This window comes from Novosphingobium anseongense (assembly GCF_037482895.1).
GTDB lineage: Bacteria > Pseudomonadota > Alphaproteobacteria > Sphingomonadales > Sphingomonadaceae > Novosphingobium > Novosphingobium anseongense.
Genome location: NZ_JBBHJZ010000003.1, coordinates 694,704 through 711,625, shown reverse-complemented (window position 1 = coordinate 711,625; position 16,922 = coordinate 694,704). Strand labels below are relative to the sequence as shown.

17 protein-coding genes and 1 tRNA gene are annotated in these 16,922 nt (G+C 66.5%); 6 read left to right on the top strand and 12 right to left on the bottom strand.

Features of this window, described 5'->3' with window-relative positions; translation table 11 throughout:
* Nucleotides 1-31: 31 nt before the first annotated feature.
* The 3 genes from WG901_RS17385 to WG901_RS17375 are packed head-to-tail and all read right to left on the bottom strand — an operon-like array spanning nt 32 to nt 3,126.
* Nucleotides 32-1,864, bottom strand: coding sequence for a M2 family metallopeptidase (locus WG901_RS17385; protein ID WP_339588349.1), 1,833 nt, complete (start codon nt 1,862-1,864; stop codon nt 32-34).
* Between the two features lie 51 nt (nt 1,865-1,915).
* Nucleotides 1,916-2,683 carry an alpha/beta fold hydrolase gene (locus tag WG901_RS17380; protein ID WP_339588348.1) on the bottom strand — a complete coding sequence of 256 codons (768 nt, stop codon included), beginning with the start codon at nt 2,681-2,683 and terminating at the stop codon, nt 1,916-1,918.
* Nucleotides 2,680-3,126, bottom strand: coding sequence for a GFA family protein (locus WG901_RS17375; protein WP_339588347.1), 447 nt, complete (start codon nt 3,124-3,126; stop codon nt 2,680-2,682). The genes WG901_RS17380 and WG901_RS17375 overlap by 4 nt, the downstream gene beginning before the upstream one ends.
* A gap of 189 nt (nt 3,127-3,315) precedes the next feature.
* Here WG901_RS17375 and WG901_RS17370 point away from each other — a divergent pair, with 189 nt between their 5' ends.
* On the top strand, nt 3,316-3,966 hold the full coding sequence (locus WG901_RS17370) for a hypothetical protein (protein ID WP_339588346.1): 651 nt from the start codon (nt 3,316-3,318) through the stop codon (nt 3,964-3,966).
* A gap of 88 nt (nt 3,967-4,054) precedes the next feature.
* Here the strand turns inward: WG901_RS17370 and WG901_RS17365 are convergent, their stop codons facing one another.
* From WG901_RS17365 to WG901_RS17330, 8 genes are all read right to left on the bottom strand, one after another.
* Nucleotides 4,055-5,080 carry an aspartate-semialdehyde dehydrogenase gene (locus WG901_RS17365; protein WP_339588345.1) on the bottom strand — a complete coding sequence of 342 codons (1,026 nt, stop codon included), beginning with the start codon at nt 5,078-5,080 and terminating at the stop codon, nt 4,055-4,057.
* A gap of 93 nt (nt 5,081-5,173) precedes the next feature.
* Complete coding sequence (gene rplS / locus WG901_RS17360) at nt 5,174-5,542, bottom strand: 50S ribosomal protein L19 (RefSeq protein ID WP_339588344.1); 369 nt, start codon at nt 5,540-5,542, stop codon at nt 5,174-5,176.
* Complete coding sequence (trmD, locus tag WG901_RS17355; RefSeq protein WP_339588343.1) at nt 5,539-6,285, bottom strand: tRNA (guanosine(37)-N1)-methyltransferase TrmD; 747 nt, start codon at nt 6,283-6,285, stop codon at nt 5,539-5,541. The genes rplS and trmD overlap by 4 nt, the downstream gene beginning before the upstream one ends.
* A 341-nt stretch (nt 6,286-6,626) precedes the next feature.
* Nucleotides 6,627-7,148, bottom strand: coding sequence for a ribosome maturation factor RimM (rimM, locus tag WG901_RS17350; RefSeq protein WP_339588342.1), 522 nt, complete (start codon nt 7,146-7,148; stop codon nt 6,627-6,629).
* Nucleotides 7,149-7,153: 5 nt separating this feature from the next.
* Nucleotides 7,154-7,621: a 30S ribosomal protein S16 gene (gene rpsP / locus WG901_RS17345; protein ID WP_339588341.1), complete on the bottom strand. Its 468-nt coding sequence runs from the start codon at nt 7,619-7,621 to the stop codon at nt 7,154-7,156.
* Nucleotides 7,622-7,651: 30 nt separating this feature from the next.
* The gene (gene ffh / locus WG901_RS17340; protein WP_339588340.1) at nt 7,652-9,094 is read right to left on the bottom strand and encodes a signal recognition particle protein; all 1,443 of its coding nucleotides are present in this window, start codon (nt 9,092-9,094) and stop codon (nt 7,652-7,654) included.
* 175 nt (nt 9,095-9,269) lie between these two features.
* Nucleotides 9,270-9,345: transfer RNA gene (locus WG901_RS17335), tRNA-Ala, on the bottom strand.
* Between the two features lie 109 nt (nt 9,346-9,454).
* Nucleotides 9,455-9,775, bottom strand: a complete 321-nt coding sequence (locus WG901_RS17330; RefSeq protein ID WP_339588339.1) for a TIGR02300 family protein — start codon at nt 9,773-9,775, stop codon at nt 9,455-9,457.
* 200 nt (nt 9,776-9,975) lie between these two features.
* On the opposite strand from WG901_RS17330, the gene aroA reads away from it, so the two are divergent.
* From aroA to WG901_RS17310, 4 genes are all read left to right on the top strand, one after another.
* Nucleotides 9,976-11,295 carry a 3-phosphoshikimate 1-carboxyvinyltransferase gene (gene aroA, locus WG901_RS17325; protein ID WP_339588338.1) on the top strand — a complete coding sequence of 440 codons (1,320 nt, stop codon included), beginning with the start codon at nt 9,976-9,978 and terminating at the stop codon, nt 11,293-11,295.
* Nucleotides 11,292-11,555 (top strand): CBU_0592 family membrane protein, encoded by a 264-nt coding sequence (locus WG901_RS17320; RefSeq protein ID WP_417603436.1) that lies wholly within the window; start codon nt 11,292-11,294, stop codon nt 11,553-11,555. The genes aroA and WG901_RS17320 overlap by 4 nt, the downstream gene beginning before the upstream one ends.
* A complete protein-coding gene (locus tag WG901_RS17315) occupies nt 11,552-12,199 on the top strand; it encodes a (d)CMP kinase (protein ID WP_339588337.1) in 648 nt (215 codons plus the stop codon). Before WG901_RS17320 ends, WG901_RS17315 begins: the two co-directional genes overlap by 4 nt.
* A gap of 84 nt (nt 12,200-12,283) precedes the next feature.
* The gene (locus WG901_RS17310; protein ID WP_339588336.1) at nt 12,284-13,501 is read left to right on the top strand and encodes a sensor histidine kinase; all 1,218 of its coding nucleotides are present in this window, start codon (nt 12,284-12,286) and stop codon (nt 13,499-13,501) included.
* On the opposite strand, the gene WG901_RS17305 is transcribed toward WG901_RS17310, so the two are convergent.
* Nucleotides 13,498-14,775, bottom strand: coding sequence for an adenylate/guanylate cyclase domain-containing protein (locus tag WG901_RS17305; RefSeq protein ID WP_339588335.1), 1,278 nt, complete (start codon nt 14,773-14,775; stop codon nt 13,498-13,500). The two genes, WG901_RS17310 and WG901_RS17305, sit on opposite strands and share 4 nt — an antisense overlap.
* Nucleotides 14,776-15,135: 360 nt before the next feature.
* Here WG901_RS17305 and rpsA point away from each other — a divergent pair, with 360 nt between their 5' ends.
* Entirely contained in the window at nt 15,136-16,842 is a 1,707-nt protein-coding gene (rpsA, locus tag WG901_RS17300) for a 30S ribosomal protein S1 (protein ID WP_339588334.1), read from the top strand.
* The last annotated feature ends 80 nt before the right edge of the window (nt 16,843-16,922 follow it).

The window sequence follows — 16,922 nt, the reverse complement described above, 5'->3', positions numbered from 1 at the left end:
CGAGGACACCGCCCCCGCCCCGCCTATCTCGTCACCAGCCGCAGGTCTTGCCGCGGTTCTGCTGCTGCAGCCACTTGGTCAGCGGCGCGAAGTAGCGGATCATCGGCTTGCCGCTGATCTCGCGGCTGCCGGTGAAGGCCTGCAGCGCATCGGGCCAGGGCTTCGAAGCGCCCATCGTCAGCATCGCATCGAGCCGCTCGCCGACCTGCTTGTTGCCGTAGAACGAGCAGCGGTGCAGCGGACCGCGCCAGCCGGCCTGCTTGCACGCCGCCTCGTAGAACTGGAACTGGAGGATCCGCGCGAGGAAGTAGCGCGTATAGGGCGTGCTCGCCGGGATGTGATACTTGGCGCCGGGATCGAAGGCGTCGGCCGGCCGCTCGGACGGCGGGACGATGCCCTGGTACTGGAGCCGCATGTCGGTCCAGGCCTTCTGGTAGTCGGCCGGCTTGATCTGGCCCGAGAAGGCCTGCCAGCGCCAGCGGTCGATCAGCAGGCCGAAGGGCAGGAAGGCCACCTTGTCCATGCCCTGGCGCAGCAGCAGGCCGATGTCCTTGTCGGCGCTGGGCACCTGGGCACAGTCGAGCAGGCCGATCTGGACAAGGTATTCGGGCGTGATCGACAGCGCGACGGTATCGCCGATCGCTTCGTGGAAGCCGTCGTTGGCGCCGTCGAGATAGAGCGCGGGCTGCTTGTTGTAGGCGCGCTGGTAATAGTTGTGGCCCAGCTCGTGGTGGATCGTGGTAAAATCGTCGCCGTTGACCTTGATGCACATCTTGATGCGCAGGTCGTCGACATTGTCGATGTCCCAGGCCGAGGCGTGGCAGATCACCTCTCGATCGGCGGGCTTGGTGAACTGCGAGCGCTGCCAGAAGGTCTCGGGCAGCGGCGCGAAGCCGAGCGAGGAGAAGAAGCCCTCGCCCGCCTTGACCATCTTGTTGGCGTCATAGCCCTTGGCCTCGAGCAGCTTGGTCGTGTCGTAGCCGATGTCGCCGGCGCCCGGCGGGGCGACGACGTCGTAGATGTTGCCCCATTCCTGCGCCCACATGTTTCCGAGCAGATCGGCGCGGATCGGCCCGGTCTTGGCCTGCACCGTGTCGCCGTAGCGCTCGTTGAGCTTGGTGCGCGTGTAGCAGTGGAGCTGTTCGTAGAGCGGCTTGACCTCGTTCCACAGCTTCTCGGTGAGCGCGGCGAAGGCCTCGGGGGTCATGTCGTAGTTCGAGCGCCAGAGCGCGCCGGTGTCGGCATAGCCGAGTTCCTTGGCACCCTGGTTGGCCAAGTCGACGAGCTTGGCGTAGTCGCCCGCCATCGGCTTGCCGACGTTGTCGTGCCAGCTCGTCCACATCTCCTGAAGCTCGGCCGGGTTGCGGCTCGTGCCCATGGCCGCCTCGATGTCCGAACCGTTGATCGGCTTGCCGTTCAGAGTACCGCGGCCCTTGCCGTAGATGCCCTGGAGCCGCGCGCCCAGTGTCGCCAGCTCCTCGGCTGCGCCCGGACGCGTCGGTGCGGGCAGGACGATCAGGGTGCGCATGCGATCGAGCTTGCGCGTGGTGTCGTAGTCGAGGCCCTTGGCGGTCGCGAACTTCGCGGCCTGGATGGCGTTCGCCACCTGCAGTTCGGTGAGCTTGGCGCCCGCGCGCGCGGTCAGCGCCTCGGTGTCCTGGTTGATGTAGGTCGCATAGACCCAGTCGGCCTGGGCGCCTTCGATCAGGGCCTTGCCATAGGCGGCCTCGGCCTCCTGCACGAAGGCCTGCGGCGTCTGCGGCCCGGTTTGCTGGGGCGCCGGTGCGGCGGGCTTGTCCTGCCCGAATGCGGGAGAGGCCGCGAGCGCCAGGGTCAGCGCCGCGGTCGAAACGAACTTGAGCATGATGGCAGTCTCTTTCCTGCTTTCTGTTATGTCAGCAGGATTAGCGCGAAGTCACGCGGACAGGAAGCGCACTATCGCATCGCCGAGCTCGGGCTTGGTCACCGAGGACATGTGCGTGCCCGGCACTTCGACATAGGTTCCATCGGGCAGCGCCGCGGCCAGGTCCGGCGCGGAGCCGTTGTCGTCGTCCTCGGCACCGCAGACCACCAGCGTGGGCATGGTGATCTCGCGCAATTGCTCGGCGCGGGTATCGTCGACCGACTGGAGCAGCAGCCGCGTCGCCACGCGATCGACCTTCTGCGACTTCATGAACTGCTGCGCGACATATTCGGGATCCCCGCGCTTGATCTCCTCGAAGCGGTCGATCGCACCGATGAAGAAGGAACTGCGCCGCTCCCACTTGTCGAGCCCTTCGAGCCCCATGCCGCCGAGCACGAGCCGGCGCGGGGTCAGGCCGGCCAGCACGGCCCGCACCGAGGTGCGCGAGCCGAGCGAGAAGCCGCAGAGGTCGAACTCGGCCAGGCCGAGCGTCTCGACCACCTTGAGCGCGTCCTGGACCAGCACGTCCGACGGATAGGCCGCGGGATCGTGCGGCGCGTCGCTTTGCCCGTGCGCCCGCAGATCGAGCATGATCGCCTCGAAGCCGGCCGCGGCGAGCTTGGCGGCGTGGCCGAACTTGATCCAGTTGACCAGCGCGCTCGAGAACAGGCCGTGTAGCAGCAGGACAGGCCGTCCGCCACCTTCCTTGGGCCCGATCCGATGAACCGCCAGCTTCGCTCCGCCGACGCTTTCAACAAATTCCACGCGCTGTTCGCTCACTCGGGTACCTCCCTGCCCGCCGCCTTCCAGCGACGGGAAACGCTTTCGATGTCCTTGCTGTAAAGACGCGGCAGGTCCTTGATGTCCAGCCAGGCCTCGTGGAGGCTCTCCGCGCCCGAGTGCAGGATCGGCACAAAACCCGAGGGATCATCGAAGCTGCCGATCGTGAGGTCCATCTTGTCGTCGCCCTCGAGAAAGGCGAAGCCGAGCGGCGTGCCGCAGGCCGAACAGAATGGCCGGCGCGCGATCGGCGAGCTTTGGAACCAGTCGGGCTCACGCTCCCAGTTCAGGCCGGCGAGCGGCACCTGGGTGAAGGCGGCTGCGAAACCGCCCGTCGCACGCTGGCACATACGGCAATGGCAGAGGTAGGCCTCGTCGTTTTCGAGGTCGACGCTGTAGCGGATGCGGCCGCACTGGCAGCCGCCGGTAAGGGTCTTGCTCATCTCTTCTGCCTAGAAGCTGAGCCGGCTAGCGGCAATCGCGAAGCTTTCCCCGCGATGAACCCGGGGCGAACCGAAGCGAGGCCTGCGACGAAGCGTTAAACGCCCCGGAACAGCGCGTGCGGCAAACGGTTGATCGCCCAGGGGATACGCGAGGCCTTGTCGCCCGCGCCTTATTCCGAGGAGAATGCCATGTTTCGCAAGACCTTCATCGCGCCGCTGTTGGCTGCCAGTGCGCTCGCGCTGACCGTATCGCCGGCCTATGCCGGCAAGGCCGACCGCGCTCGCCAGGCGATCGCCGCCGCCGAGGCCAAGATCACCACTGCCGAGCAAATGGGCTCGGCCACCGAACTGCCCGAACGCACGGCCGAGGCGCGCGCCGCGCTGGCGCTGTCGAAGGAAAAGCTCGACGCTGGCCAGAAGTCTACCTCGATCACCGAAGCGATCCGCGCGACCGCGCTCGCCGACGCGACGATCGGTGAACTGCAGCGCCGCAAGGATATCGCCGTTGCCGATGCCAACGCCGCGCGCGAGGCTGACGTCTCGGTCGCCCAGCAGCAGGCTGCAGCCGCGCAGGAGCAGGCCGCCAACGCCAGCGCCCGCGCCGACATGGCGCAGCAGCAGGCGGCCAATTCCGCGGCCGATGCCAATGCCGCACGCTCGGCTTTGATCGCCTCGCAGAACCAGCAGGTCGAGACCACGGTCACTACCCAGCAGCCGGCCCCGCGCCGCGCCGCACGCACCGTGACGCGCAAGACCACGACGACCACGGCGCGTCGTGCCCCGGCACCCGCGCCGGCCACGACGACCACCACGACGACGATCAAGCAGGCGGTGAACTGAGCCTCCAGCCCAGGTCACCAAATGGATCGGGCCCGCCTCCAGGAGGAGCGGGCCCGATTTCGTTTCGGCTCACGGAAGGCGCTGAGTCTCAGCCCTTCTTGAGATGCCGACGTCCCAGCAGCTCGGCGATCTGCACCGCGTTGAGCGCGGCGCCCTTGCGCAGGTTGTCGGCGACGCACCAGAGCACCAGGCCATTGTCGACCGTCGGGTCCTCGCGCACGCGGCTGACATAGGTGGCACCGTCGCCGACGCATTCGATCGGCGTGACGTAGCCGCCGTCCTCGCGCTTATCGATCAGCATGACGCCCGGCGCTTCGCGCAGGATGTCCTGCGCCTGCTCGGCCGAGAGTTCGTTCTCCATCTCGATGTTGATCGCCTCGGAGTGGCCGACGAAGACGGGCACGCGCACGCAGGTGGCGACGACCTTGATCTTGGGGTCGAGGATCTTCTTGGTCTCGACGACCATCTTCCACTCTTCCTTGGTGAAACCGTCGTCGAGGAACACGTCGATGTGCGGGATCACGTTGAAGGCGATCTGCTTGGTGTACTTGCGCGGCTCGACCGGATCGCCGACGAAGATCGCGCGGCTCTGCTCGAACAGTTCGTCCATGCCCGCCTTGCCCGAGCCCGAGGTCGACTGATAGGTCGAGACGACGACGCGCGTGATCTTGGCGGCATCGTGCAGCGGCTTGAGCGCGACGACCATCTGCGCGGTCGAGCAGTTGGGGTTGGCGATGATGTTCTTGGCCTTGTAGCCGTCGATCGCCTCGGGATTCACCTCGGGCACGATCAGCGGCACGTCGGGGTCCATGCGGTAGAGCGACGAGTTGTCGATCACGACGCAGCCGGCCGCAGCGGCGCGCGGAGCGTGGATCTTGGTCGGCTCCGAACCCACGGCGAATAGCGCGATGTCCCAGCCGGTGAAGTCGAAATGATCGACGTTCTTGACCTTGAGCATGCGGCCGGTGTCGCCGTATTCGATCTCGCTGCCCTGCGACCGCGACGAAGCCAGGGCTGCGATCTCGTCGCAGGGGAATTCGCGTTCGGCGAGGATGTTCAGCATTTCGCGCCCGACGTTCCCCGTCGCGCCGACGACCACTACCCGATAACCCATGATGGCATTCCCTGAATAAGGAAAAGGCCGGCTTCCTGTGCGGGAGCCGGCCTTCTCGATCTGTCTTGACTGAAAAGCTCAGTCGGCCGTGGCTCAGCCCTCGACCTTGACGTCGCGGCGCTCGGCGATGCGAGCGCGCTTGCCGGTGCGGCCGCGCAGGTAATAGAGCTTGGCGCGACGCACGACGCCCTTGCGGACGACGGTGATGCTGTCGATGTTCGGCGAATAGAGCGGGAAGACGCGCTCGACGCCCTCGCCGAACGACATCTTGCGAACGGTGAAGTTCGAGCCGATGCCCTTGTTCGCACGCGCGATGCAAACGCCTTCGTAGGCCTGAACGCGGGTGCGCTCGCCTTCGACGACGCGCACGCCCACGCGGACGGTGTCGCCCGGGCGGAAGGTCGGAATATCCTTGGCAGCCTTGGCGATTTCCTCGGCTTCGATCTGCTGAATCAGGTTCATTGACCCTGGTCCTTACTTTTACGCTGCGCGCCAGAGGCAGGCTGGGCCCGAGCGTCGACATGACGCTCCCAAAGGTCCGGCCTGCGTGACCGTGTGTCGATCTCCGCCTGGTGTTTCCGCCAGGCCGCGATCTTCGCATGATCCCCCGATCGCAGCACTTCGGGGATCGTGCGCCCTTCCCATTCAACAGGTCGGGTATAATGCGGATACTCGAGGAGGCCGTTCTCGAACGACTCTTCGGACCCGCTGGAAGGGGCGCCCATTACGCCGGGAAGCAGCCGAATGCAAGCGTCCAGAAGCATCAGTGCCGCCGGCTCTCCGCCCGACAGCACGATGTCGCCGATCGAGACCTCCTCGACCGCCCGGCCCGCGAAGATCCGCTCGTCGAAACCCTCGAAGCGGCCGCAGAGAATCGTGACGCCGGGGCCCTCGGCGAGCGCGCGCACACGCTCCTGCGTCAGCGGCTTGCCGCGCGGGGTCATGGCGATGACGGGGGCTTCGGGATGGCTCGCGAGCGCATGGTCGATCGCGGCCGAAAGCACGTCGACGCGCAGCACCATGCCCGCGCCGCCGCCGGCGGGGGTGTCGTCGACCGTGCGGTGCCTGTCGATCGCGAAATCGCGGATCTGGACGGTGTCGAGCGTCCACTTGCCCTCCTCGCGCGCACGGCCGGCGAGGCTGACGCCCAGAGGGCCGGGAAACATCTCGGGGTAGAGCGTGAGGACGGTGGCAGCGAAGGTCATGCTTGGGCCTCTATCATCGGCGATGGTCTACGCCCAGCTTGTCGATGCCGCCCCAAAAAGCGCGGAACGGGCGCGAGAAACAAAAGTCAGGCTGATGATTTCGGCGGGTCGTTTTGTTGGACCCGGCTTACCCCTGCCCCTACCTGAGTGCGCATCGGGAAAAGACCAAAGGGAACTGACATGACCCAGTCCTATCAGCCTTGCTTGTATGCAAACGAACCGACCGCGAGGGCGGCGACAGACATGTCCTGGCTTCGCACGATCATGCTGCCTTTCGAGGCGCTACACCGCCAGCAGTGGTCCGCGCCATGGAACGCATCACAGCGCGACGACCGCAAGGCCTACTGATCGACGTAGGCAACCTCGATGACGAGGCCACGCTCGGCACTCCATTCGGGCACCGCCTCGACGCGCATCGGCACCATGAAGCGCTTGGGCTTCGCTCCCTCCTCGACGGGCGGCCGCTCGATCTCGAGCACGTCGCCGGCACCGAAGTTCTCGACCTCGACGCAGACGCCCAAGGCTTCGCCGGTCGTAGAGACCGCGGGCAGGCCGATCAGGTCGGCGTAATAGTATTCGCCCTCGGGCAAGGCCGGCAGCGCCGAGCGCGGAACGGTCAGCGCCGTGCCGCGCAGCTTCTCGGCGGCGGTGCGGTCGGAGACTTCGGCGAAGCGGGCGATGGCGCCGCCCTTGCCGTCGTCCTTGAGCTTTTCGACCGAAAGCCCTGAGCCACCGCCAAAATTATTGAAGGCGCGGTAGCGCTTGAGCGCCACCACGCCTTCACCGAACAGCTTGAGACGGACCTCGCCCGTCACGCCGTGCGCGCCGATGATGACGGCGAGCGTGACGGGCTTGTCCGACAAAGGACTCAGCCCTCGGCCTGTTCTTCGCTGGCAGCCTCTTCAGCGGCCGGAGCTTCCTCGGCGGGAGCCTCTTCGGCAGCCGGAGCTTCTTCGACGGCCGGAGCGGCAGCAGCGGCAGCGGCAGCCTCTTCGGCCTCACGCAGCTTTTCGGCACGCTCCTCGGCGCGATCCTTGGCCTTCTGGCCCGGCTCTGCCTTCTTCGGGTTGTTGGTGGCGACACGCTCCTGGATGCCGGCCTTGTCGAGCATGCGCGCGACGCGGTCGGTCGGCTGGCCACCGACGCCGAGCCAATACTTGATGCGGTCCTCGATCAGGCGCACGCGGTTGGCGTCGTCCTTGGCGAGGAGCGGGTTGTAGGTGCCGACCTGCTCGAGGTACTTGCCATCGCGCGGCGCGCGGCTGTTGGCGACGACGATCTTGTAATAGGGGCGCTTCTTGGAACCGCCACGCGACAGACGAATGGAAACCGACATATAACTACCTTTCTATCAGATACTTGAAGCTTACTTTTTCAGAAAATTCGAAAGATCGGGGGCACCACCGCCGCCGCCCAGGCCGGGCAGTCCGCCACCGCCGCCGAGACCCGGCATGGCGGCACCGAGGCCACCCTTGCCGAACAGCGCGCCGAGGCCCTTGATGCCGCCCATCTTCTTGATCTGCTTCATCGCGCGCTCCATTTCCTGGTGCATCTTGAGAAGCTTGTTGACGTCCTGAACCTGGGTGCCCGAACCGTTGGCCACGCGGATCTTGCGCTTGGCGTTGAGCAGATCGGGCCGCTGACGCTCCTTGGGCGTCATCGAGCCGATGATCGCATCCATGCGCAGCAGCACGCGATCGTCCATTCCCGACGACTGCATCGCCGCCTTGGCCTTCTTCATGCCCGGCATCATGCCCGCGAGCGCGCCGAGGCCGCCCATGTTCTGCATCTGCTTGAGCTGCATGCGCAGGTCGTTCATGTCGAACTGACCCTTGGCCATGCGCGCGGCCATGCGCTCGGCCTCGTCCTCCTGGATCGTCGCGGCCGCCTTTTCGACGATGGAGACGATGTCGCCCATGCCGAGGATACGGCCGGCGACGCGCGAGGGATGGAACGGCTCGATCGCGTCGAGCTTCTCGCCCGTGCCCGCGAACTTGATCGGCTTGCCGGTGACCGCGCGCATCGACAGCGCCGCGCCGCCGCGGGCATCGCCGTCCATGCGGGTCAGGATCACGCCGGTGAGGTCGACCTGTCCGGCGAAGCTCTGCGCGACGTTGACCGCGTCCTGGCCCGTCAGCGAATCAACGACGAGCAGCGTTTCCTTCGGGCTCGCGATGGCGGCGACCGCCTTCATCTCGGCCATCAGCTGATCGTCGACGTGGAGACGGCCGGCGGTGTCGAGCAACAGGACGTCGACCGCCTGGAGCCTGGCCGACTGCAGCGCGCGCGTGGCGATGTCGACCGGCTGCTGGCCGGCGATGATCGGCAGGGTGGCGACGCCGACCTGTTCGCCGAGCACCGCGAGCTGCTCCTGCGCGGCCGGGCGGTTGACGTCGAGCGAGGCCATCATCGCCTTCTTGCCCTGCTTCTCCTTGAGGAGCTTGGCGAGCTTGGCGGTGGTCGTGGTCTTGCCCGAACCCTGGAGGCCGACCATGAGGATGACGACGGGCGGAACGTGATCGAGCTCGAGCCCGACCGTCTGTTCGCCGCCGAGCATCTCGACGAGCGCGTCGTTGACGATCTTGACGACCTGCTGGCCGGGCGTGACCGACTTGAGCACCGACTGACCGACGGCCAGCTCGGTGACCTGATCGACGAAGCGGCGAACCACGGGCAGCGCGACGTCGGCCTCGAGCAGCGCAATGCGCACCTCGCGCATGGCATCGCGGACGTCCTGTTCCTTCAGGGCGCCACGACCACGCAGCTTGTCGAATACGCCGCCGAGCCGGTCTGACAGTGTATCGAACATGGGGCGGTTACTCCACAACGCGAAAAACGCCGGTGGGCGAAACCTCGCCGACCAGCGTGTAAATGATCACCGTCCGATCTTCAGGGCCAGACCCTTGCGACCGGATGTAGTGAGATTTGGATCGAACCGGACCGTCGCCCGGCCCGAACCAGATCTCACTAAGAATCCCTGGGAATGGTGGAGCCTAGCGGGATCGAACCGCTGACCTCCTGCATGCCATGCAGGCGCTCTCCCAGCTGAGCTAAGGCCCCATTTCCATTCATCGATGATCACCTGGGAGAGTGTCCATCGCCCCGCCGTGGCTGGGAGGCCGCCCTCTAGTGGCGGCTCCCGAACTTGGCAAGGGGTTATTTCGACAAATTAATGTTCGTCGCCGTCGTCGTCGCTGACACCGACGCCCAGATCGTCGTCACCGCCGAGATCGACGTCGTTGTCGGGCGAATCGCCGTCGTCGTCGATGTCCAGATCCTCATCGTCCGCCAGATCGGTATCCGCCGTCTCGACGACCTTTTCCTTCTGCAGCTGTTCATAGGGAATCGGCTGCTTCGACTTGAGCACCGGTTCCGGATTCCACGCATAGCCGCACTCGATGCAAGTGACGGGATCGTCCTTGCCGAGATCGTAGAAGCGGGTGCCGCATTTCGGGCAGCCGTGCTTGGCGCCCCATTCAGCCTTGACCATGCAAATTCCTCGTATTGGCCCGGCCGGAGCGGCGAGCCGACAAACAGTGACGTTGATGGGAACTATGAGCACCCAAATCAAGCGCCCGAAAACTCATAGGGCGCGCGCCTTGCCATAGCGAATGAGCGCTGTCAAAAGCCGCGCGCTTTTACCTTTCAGACAACCAAGGCTCCATCGTGACCGCTGCCGATCCCTCCGCCATGCGCCCTCGCCGATTCGCGGCCGCCGGACCGCTCAAGGGTCGCATCCGCGTACCGGGCGACAAGTCGATCAGCCACCGTTCGCTGATGCTTTCGGCCCTGGCCGTTGGCGAGAGCCGCGTCACGGGCCTGCTCGAGGGCGAAGACGTGTTGTCGACCGCCGCGGCGATGCGCGCGATGGGCGCCGACATTCAGCGCACCGGTGAGGGCGAATGGCTGATCCACGGCGTCGGCGTCGGCGCGCTGCTCCAGCCCGAGGCCGCGCTCGACATGGGCAACAGCGGCACTTCGACGCGGCTGCTGATGGGCCTCGTCGCCTCGCATCCGATCACCGCCTGCTTCGTCGGCGACGCCAGCCTGTCGAAGCGGCCGATGAAGCGCGTGACCGATCCGCTTTCGCTGATGGGCGCCGAGTTCACCACCAGCCCCGGCGAGCGCCTGCCGCTGATGCTGCGCGGCGCCGCGCCGGCAGTGCCGATCGAATACCGCCTGCCCGTCGCCTCGGCCCAGGTGAAGAGCGCGGTCCTGCTTGCGGGCCTCAACACGCCGGGAATCACCACGGTGATCGAGCCCGTGCCGACGCGCGACCATTCGGAGCGGATGCTCAAGGGCTTCGGCGCCGCGCTGACGGTCGAGACCCATGTCGACGGCACCCGCACGATTCGCATCCGCGGTGAAGCCGAACTGCAACCGCAGTGCATCGAGGTCCCGGGGGATCCTTCGTCGGCCGCCTTCTTCATCGTCGCCGCGCTGATCGTTCCGGGCAGCGAACTGGTAATCGAAAACGTCGGCCTCAACGCCACGCGCGCCGGGCTGATCGATGTCCTGCGCCAGATGGGCGGCGACATCACCGAGCAGAACGCGCGCGAAGTCGGCGGCGAGCCGGTGGCCGACCTGCTGGTCCGGCACTCGGTGCTCAAGGGCATCGACGTCGATCCTGCCATAGTGCCAAGCATGGTCGACGAGTTCCCCGTTTTCTTCGTCGCCGCCGCGCTGGCCGAGGGGCGCACGACCACGACCGGGCTCGATGAGCTCCGCGTCAAGGAATCGGATCGCATCGCGGTCATGGCCACGGCGCTGACCGCCGCCGGCGCGCGGGTGCAGGAGACCGAGGACGGCCTGATCATCGACGGCAGTGGCGGCGAAGCCCTGCGCGGCGGCAACAATGCAGCGATCGCCACCCACCTCGACCATCGCATCGCCATGTCGATGGCCGTGGCGGGGCTCGTCAGCGCAGGCGGCGTCGAAGTCGACGACACCCGACCGATCGCCACTTCCTTCCCCGCCTTCGAGGCGCTGCTGGACGGCCTGGTCGCTTGAGCACGCCGCTGCTCACCCCACTCGTCGCCAACATCTGCGGCTTCGCGGGCATGGCCTGCATCATCTTCGCCTATGCCTACGTCACCGGCAACAAGGCGGCCAATCCCTTCGTCCAGCACGGCGTCAACCTGGCTGGTGCGGCGCTGCTGACCGTATCTCTGCTGGTCAACCTCAACCCGGCCTCGCTGGTGCTCGAGTTCTTCTGGGCCTCGATCGCGATCTGGGGCCTGATCAAGGCCGCGCGGAGCAAGCGGGCATGAGCCCTCCCCCGACCACTTCCCCCCTCATCATCGCAGTCGACGGCCCCACGGCCTCGGGCAAAGGCACGATCGCCAAGGCGCTGGCTGCGCATTACGGCCTGCCGCATCTCGATACGGGCCTGCTCTATCGCGCGGTCGGACGGCAGGTGGAGCTCAACCTCGGCAATCCCGACGACGCGGCCGACGCGCTCGCCGCCTGCGAGTTTCCCACCAGTCTGCTCGACGATCCCGAACTGCGCTCCGAGACTACCGGTGGTCTCGCCAGCCGGGTCTCGATCCACCACGGCGTGCGCCAGGCGCTGTTCGCGCGGCAGCGCGCCTTCGCCACCCAGGGCCGCGGCGCCGTGCTCGATGGCCGCGACATCGGCACGGTGATCGCCCCCGAGGCGCGCGCCAAGCTGTTCATCACCGCGAGCGTCGCCGCGCGCGCCAAGCGCCGCCATCTCGAGATGATCGCCGCGGGCCGCGAGAGCCAGCTCGACGAGATCGCCGCCGATCTCGCCGCGCGCGACGAACGCGACCGCAACCGCAAGGAAGCCCCCCTGCGCGCCGCGGTCGATGCCGCCACACTCGACACGTCGGAGCTGTCGCGCGACGCCGCGATCGCCGCCGCTATCGCGCTGGTCGACTCGCGGATCGGGTAATCGGGCACCGATCGGGCATTTTTCGTCCAAATCGGCGATTTTCAGGCTTGGCGGTTACCCTCGCCTGCCTTCACATAAGCACCGATGGACATCGAACGATTTCGCGGCCTGATCACGATTCAGCAGGCGATCAGCGATGCCCGTGGCGATCTCTCCACGGTGATGCAGGCTATCGTCAACGAACGCTCCGTGATGCCGCAGTCGAACGGCATCGTCGTCGAGCTGCGCGACGGTGACCAACTGACCTATGCCGCTGCCAGCGGCACTTCGGCCAGCCAGCTCGGACTGCGCCTGCCACTCAACGCCAGCCTCTCGGGTCTTTCCATCCTCACCGGCGAGCCGCAGCACTGTCTGGACTCGCATCAGGACGGCCGCGTCAACCGCGCCGCCTGCGACCGCGTGGGCCTGCGCTCGATGATCGTCGTGCCCATCCCCCACAACGGCCAGACCGTCGGCGTGCTCAAGTACCATGCGAGCGAACCCCACGCCTACGACGAGGAGGACATGCTGATCGCGCATCTGCTCGTGGGGCCGATCGCCGTCGGCTTCAGCTCGATCGCCGAGGCCGACGCGATCCGCGCCAAGGTCGATCTGCAGACGGTAATCCGGCTCAAGGCCGAGCTCGTCTCGAACATCAGCCACGAGCTGCGCACGCCGGTGACCGCGATCGCCGGCTCGCTGGCCCTGCTCAAGGGCGGCACGGCGGGCGAGCTGCCCAAGCCGGCCGTGCCGCTGGTCGACATCGCCGCGCGCAATGCCGAACGCCTGACCTCGCTGGTCAACGACCTGCTCGACATGGATCGCATCGAGCAGGGCCGCCTGTCGATCAATCTCGCACCGGTCGATCTTAGCGTGCTGCTGCGGACCGTGATCGAAGAGAACGCCCCCTTCGCCGCGCGCACCGCCGTCGCGCTGGTGCTCGACGTACCGCCGCGACCGGTCTCGGTCGAGACCGACCCCATGCGCCTGGCGCAGGCCGTGACCAACCTGCTGTCGAACGCGGCCAAGTTCTCGCCTGCCGGCTCGGACGTGCAGGTGAGCCTGACGATCGACGGCCGCCGCGCGCTTATCCGGGTCAGCGATTCCGGCCCGGGCATTCCCAAGGATTTCCGCTCGCGGCTGTTTGACCGCTTCTCGCAGGCGACGCGCCCGCGCGACGACGTGCAGGTCGCGGGCACCGGCCTGGGCCTGGCGATCACCAAGGGCATCGTCGAACAGCTCGGCGGCTCGATCCGCCTCGACGAGAGCGTGACGCAAGGCGCGACCTTCGAGATCGCCCTGCCCTTGCCGGCCAGGAACTAGGCCGCAGCGCCCAGCTCGACCGGCGGAGCGGCCGGGCCGGCGTGATAGACGCAGGTCTCGCCCACGCCCTTGAGCATCTCGACATGCGGCGCACCGAAGGCGGCCCGCTCGCGGGCGCGCAGCCAGGTGCTTTCCGAAATGGCGATGCCGTTGACCGGCGCCGTGCTCTCGATCCGCGCGGCGATGTTCATCGTCTCGCCCCAATAGTCGTAGGCCATGCGCGTCGCGCCGATCACACCGCCGACCACGGGGCCGCTGTGGATGCCGACACGCAGCCCGACTTCGACGCCTGCGGCGCGGACGAGATCGTCGACGCCTTCGAGCACGGCCCGTGCAAAAGCGATCGCCGCATCTGCGCTGTTGCCGCTCGGTACGTTGCCGCCGGCGATGGCCAGATAGGCGTCGCCTATCGTCTTGACCTTCTCCACGCCGTGCTCGGCCGCGCAGCGATCAGCGTGGTTGAAGAAGCCGTTGAGCAGTTCGACCAGGTGGCCCGGCGACACCCGCTTGGCGAGCTTGGAGAAGCCGACCATGTCGATGAAGATCACGCTGACGTCGGCATAGGCATCGGCGACCATGCGCCCGTCCCGGATTCGCTCGACCGCCGCGGGCGGCAACATGTTGTGGACCAGGGCCTCGTTGCGGTTGCGCTCGGTCTCGAAAGCGTCGGCCAGGGCATAGGCCCAGCGGCTCGAGGCGGTGATCGCCAGGTTGATCGCGAAGGTCACGGCCCGACCGCCGACGAAGCTCAGCAAGGCGTAGATCAGCTCTGCGGTGAAAGTGCCGTCATAGACGGTCTTGCCCATCCACTCGAGCAAATCGCAGCCCAGCCAGATCAGGAACAGCCGCGGTCGCCCGGCCAGGGCCACGGCGGCGAAGGCCGTCACGGCCAGGCGATTGATCGTCGTCACCGCGTGGAGATTGGCATCGGACCGCGCGAGGAACTCGTAGAGTGTCTGGTTTATCTGCGCGACCAGCAGCAGGAGCAGGATCAGCGCGGCGAAATCGACCACCGGTTGCCGGACGTAGTCCTTCCAGAAGGTCGCACCGACATAGCCGCCGGCGACGAATATCGTGAGGCCGAGCCAGACCGCGACCTTGGCGTTCGCCGCATGATCGAGCAGCAACGGATTGGCCACGGAATAGGCCAGCGCGATGACCATGAAGAGCACGCCGTAGCCGCGGACGAAAGGCACGCGATAGCGCCGTCCCGCTTCCTGGAACCGCGCTTCGACCGCCGGATCGGCGAACTTGCCCTTGTGCATCGGCTGCATGATTTTCCCCGCCTGCCGCAGGGTGCCTAGCAGCAAAGCCTTACCGCGGGGTTTCGCTTGCGTTCAGTCTTGCACGCAAGCCGGCCGAAAGGCCCATTTTCCTTGCCTTGGCGCGCGCATTGGCCTAAGCGCCCGCCCGTTCAACGGCATTCGCCATGCTTTCCGGCGTGAAGAGCTTTCTTCGCGCCCTTTCCGTTTTTCACGGGAAGAAGCACCGGCAGAACGCTCGCGAATGCCCGTCACGGCACTCGGCCTGGCGGGCGGTTCGGCCCTTTTGGCCCGCATCCGGCATGGTGCCAGTGCGGAGAAAGACCGGCGGAAACAACCGCCTGGCCGGAAACAGACGTAAGGAAACACTGAATGGCCTCTACGGCAAATCCCTCGCGCGACGATTTCGCCGCGCTCCTTGACGAATCGCTCGGCGGCGCCGGCGGCGGCGGCTTCGAAGGCCGCGTGGTCAAGGGTACCGTCACCGCAATCGAAAACGACAAGGCCGTCATCGACGTCGGTCTCAAGAGCGAAGGCCGCGTTGCCCTGCGCGAATTCGCGATGGCCGGCCAGCCGCACGGTCTCTCGGTCGGTGACGAAGTCGAAGTTTACGTCGACCGCGTCGAGAACGCCGAAGGCGAAGCGATGCTCAGCCGCGACCGCGCCCGCCGCGAAGCCGCCTGGGACAAGCTCGAGAGCGAGTTCGGCGAAGGCAAGCGCGTCGAAGGCGTGATCTTCGGCCGCGTCAAGGGTGGCTTCACCGTCGACCTCGACGGCGCCGTGGCCTTCCTGCCCGGCTCGCAGGTCGACATCCGCCCGGTTCGCGACGTGCAGCCGCTGATGGACGTGCCGCAGCCCTTCCAGATCCTCAAGATGGATCGCCGCCGCGGCAACATCGTCGTGTCGCGCCGCGCCGTCCTCGAGGAAACCCGCGCCGAGCAGCGTTCGGGCCTCATCCAGAACCTGGTCGAAGGCCAGATCATCGACGGCGTCGTCAAGAACATCACCGACTACGGTGCCTTCGTCGACCTCGGCGGCATCGACGGCCTGCTCCATGTCACCGACATGAGCTACAAGCGCGTCAACCACCCGAGCGAAGTCATCAACATCGGTGACACGGTCAAGGTCCAGATCGTCCGCATCAACCAGGACACGCAGCGCATCAGCCTCGGCATGAAGCAGCTCGAGAGCGATCCGTGGGAAGGCGTTGCCGCCAAGTACCCGGTCGGCGCGAAGCTGCGCGGCGTCGTCACCAACATCACCGAATACGGCGCCTTCGTGGAGCTGGAGCCGGGCATCGAAGGCCTGGTCCACGTTTCGGAAATGTCCTGGACCAAGAAGAACGTCCACCCCGGCAAGATCGTCTCGACCTCGCAGGAAGTCGACGTTCTCGTTCTCGAGGTCGACAGCGACAAGCGCCGCATCAGCCTGGGCCTCAAGCAGGCGCAGCAGAATCCCTGGGAAGGCTTCGCCGAGAAGCACCCGGTCGGTTCGGTCGTCGAAGGCGAAGTCAAGAACGCCACCGAGTTCGGCCTGTTCATCGGCCTCGATGGCGACGTCGACGGCATGGTCCACATGTCGGACATCGCCTGGGGCATCTCGGGTGAAGACGCGCTGGCCCTGCACCGCAAGGGCGAGCAGGTTTCGGCCGTCGTTCTCGACGTCGATGTCGAGAAGGAGCGCATCAGCCTCGGCATGAAGCAGCTCGAGAAGGGCGCGCCCAGCGTTGCTGGCGCCGCTTCGTCGGGTTCGCTGAAGCGCAACGACGTCGTCACCGTGACCGTCCTCGAAGTCCGCGACGGCGGCCTGGAAGTCCAGGCTGGCGAAGATGGTGCCACCGGCTTCATCAAGCGCTCGGACCTCGGCCGCGACCGCGACGAGCAGCGTTCGGACCGTTTCCAGGTCGGCCAGAAGGTCGATGCCATGGTCACCGGTTTCGACCGTTCGAAGAAGCCGAACTTCTCGATCAAGGCGCGTCAGCTCGCCGAAGAGAAGGAAGCAGTGGAACAGTACGGTTCGTCGGACTCGGGTGCCTCGCTCGGCGACATCCTCGGCGAAGCGCTGAAGAACCGCAGCTAAGCCTTACCGGCTCAAGCCAAACGAAAGCCCGTCCGGAGCGATCCGGGCGGGCTTTTGCTTTGCCCCGCTCACGCCTACAT

What these genes read in the sequence shown, in the direction of transcription:
- WG901_RS17315 (WP_339588337.1), top strand. Translation starts at nt 11,552, where the DNA reads ATGAGCCCTCCCCCGACCACTTCCCCCCTCATCATCGCAGTCGACGGC.
- WG901_RS17370 (WP_339588346.1), top strand. Translation starts at nt 3,316, where the DNA reads ATGTTTCGCAAGACCTTCATCGCGCCGCTGTTGGCTGCCAGTGCGCTC.
- WG901_RS17305 (WP_339588335.1), bottom strand. Translation starts at nt 14,775, where the DNA reads ATGCAGCCGATGCACAAGGGCAAGTTCGCCGATCCGGCGGTCGAAGCG.
- WG901_RS17310 (WP_339588336.1), top strand. Translation starts at nt 12,284, where the DNA reads ATGGACATCGAACGATTTCGCGGCCTGATCACGATTCAGCAGGCGATC.
- WG901_RS17385 (WP_339588349.1), bottom strand. Translation starts at nt 1,864, where the DNA reads ATGCTCAAGTTCGTTTCGACCGCGGCGCTGACCCTGGCGCTCGCGGCC.
- WG901_RS17330 (WP_339588339.1), bottom strand. Translation starts at nt 9,775, where the DNA reads ATGGTCAAGGCTGAATGGGGCGCCAAGCACGGCTGCCCGAAATGCGGC.
- rpsP (WP_339588341.1), bottom strand. Translation starts at nt 7,621, where the DNA reads ATGTCGGTTTCCATTCGTCTGTCGCGTGGCGGTTCCAAGAAGCGCCCC.
- WG901_RS17375 (WP_339588347.1), bottom strand. Translation starts at nt 3,126, where the DNA reads ATGAGCAAGACCCTTACCGGCGGCTGCCAGTGCGGCCGCATCCGCTAC.
- ffh (WP_339588340.1), bottom strand. Translation starts at nt 9,094, where the DNA reads ATGTTCGATACACTGTCAGACCGGCTCGGCGGCGTATTCGACAAGCTG.
- trmD (WP_339588343.1), bottom strand. Translation starts at nt 6,285, where the DNA reads ATGACCTTCGCTGCCACCGTCCTCACGCTCTACCCCGAGATGTTTCCC.
- rpsA (WP_339588334.1), top strand. Translation starts at nt 15,136, where the DNA reads ATGGCCTCTACGGCAAATCCCTCGCGCGACGATTTCGCCGCGCTCCTT.
- rplS (WP_339588344.1), bottom strand. Translation starts at nt 5,542, where the DNA reads ATGAACCTGATTCAGCAGATCGAAGCCGAGGAAATCGCCAAGGCTGCC.
- aroA (WP_339588338.1), top strand. Translation starts at nt 9,976, where the DNA reads ATGCGCCCTCGCCGATTCGCGGCCGCCGGACCGCTCAAGGGTCGCATC.
- WG901_RS17365 (WP_339588345.1), bottom strand. Translation starts at nt 5,080, where the DNA reads ATGGGTTATCGGGTAGTGGTCGTCGGCGCGACGGGGAACGTCGGGCGC.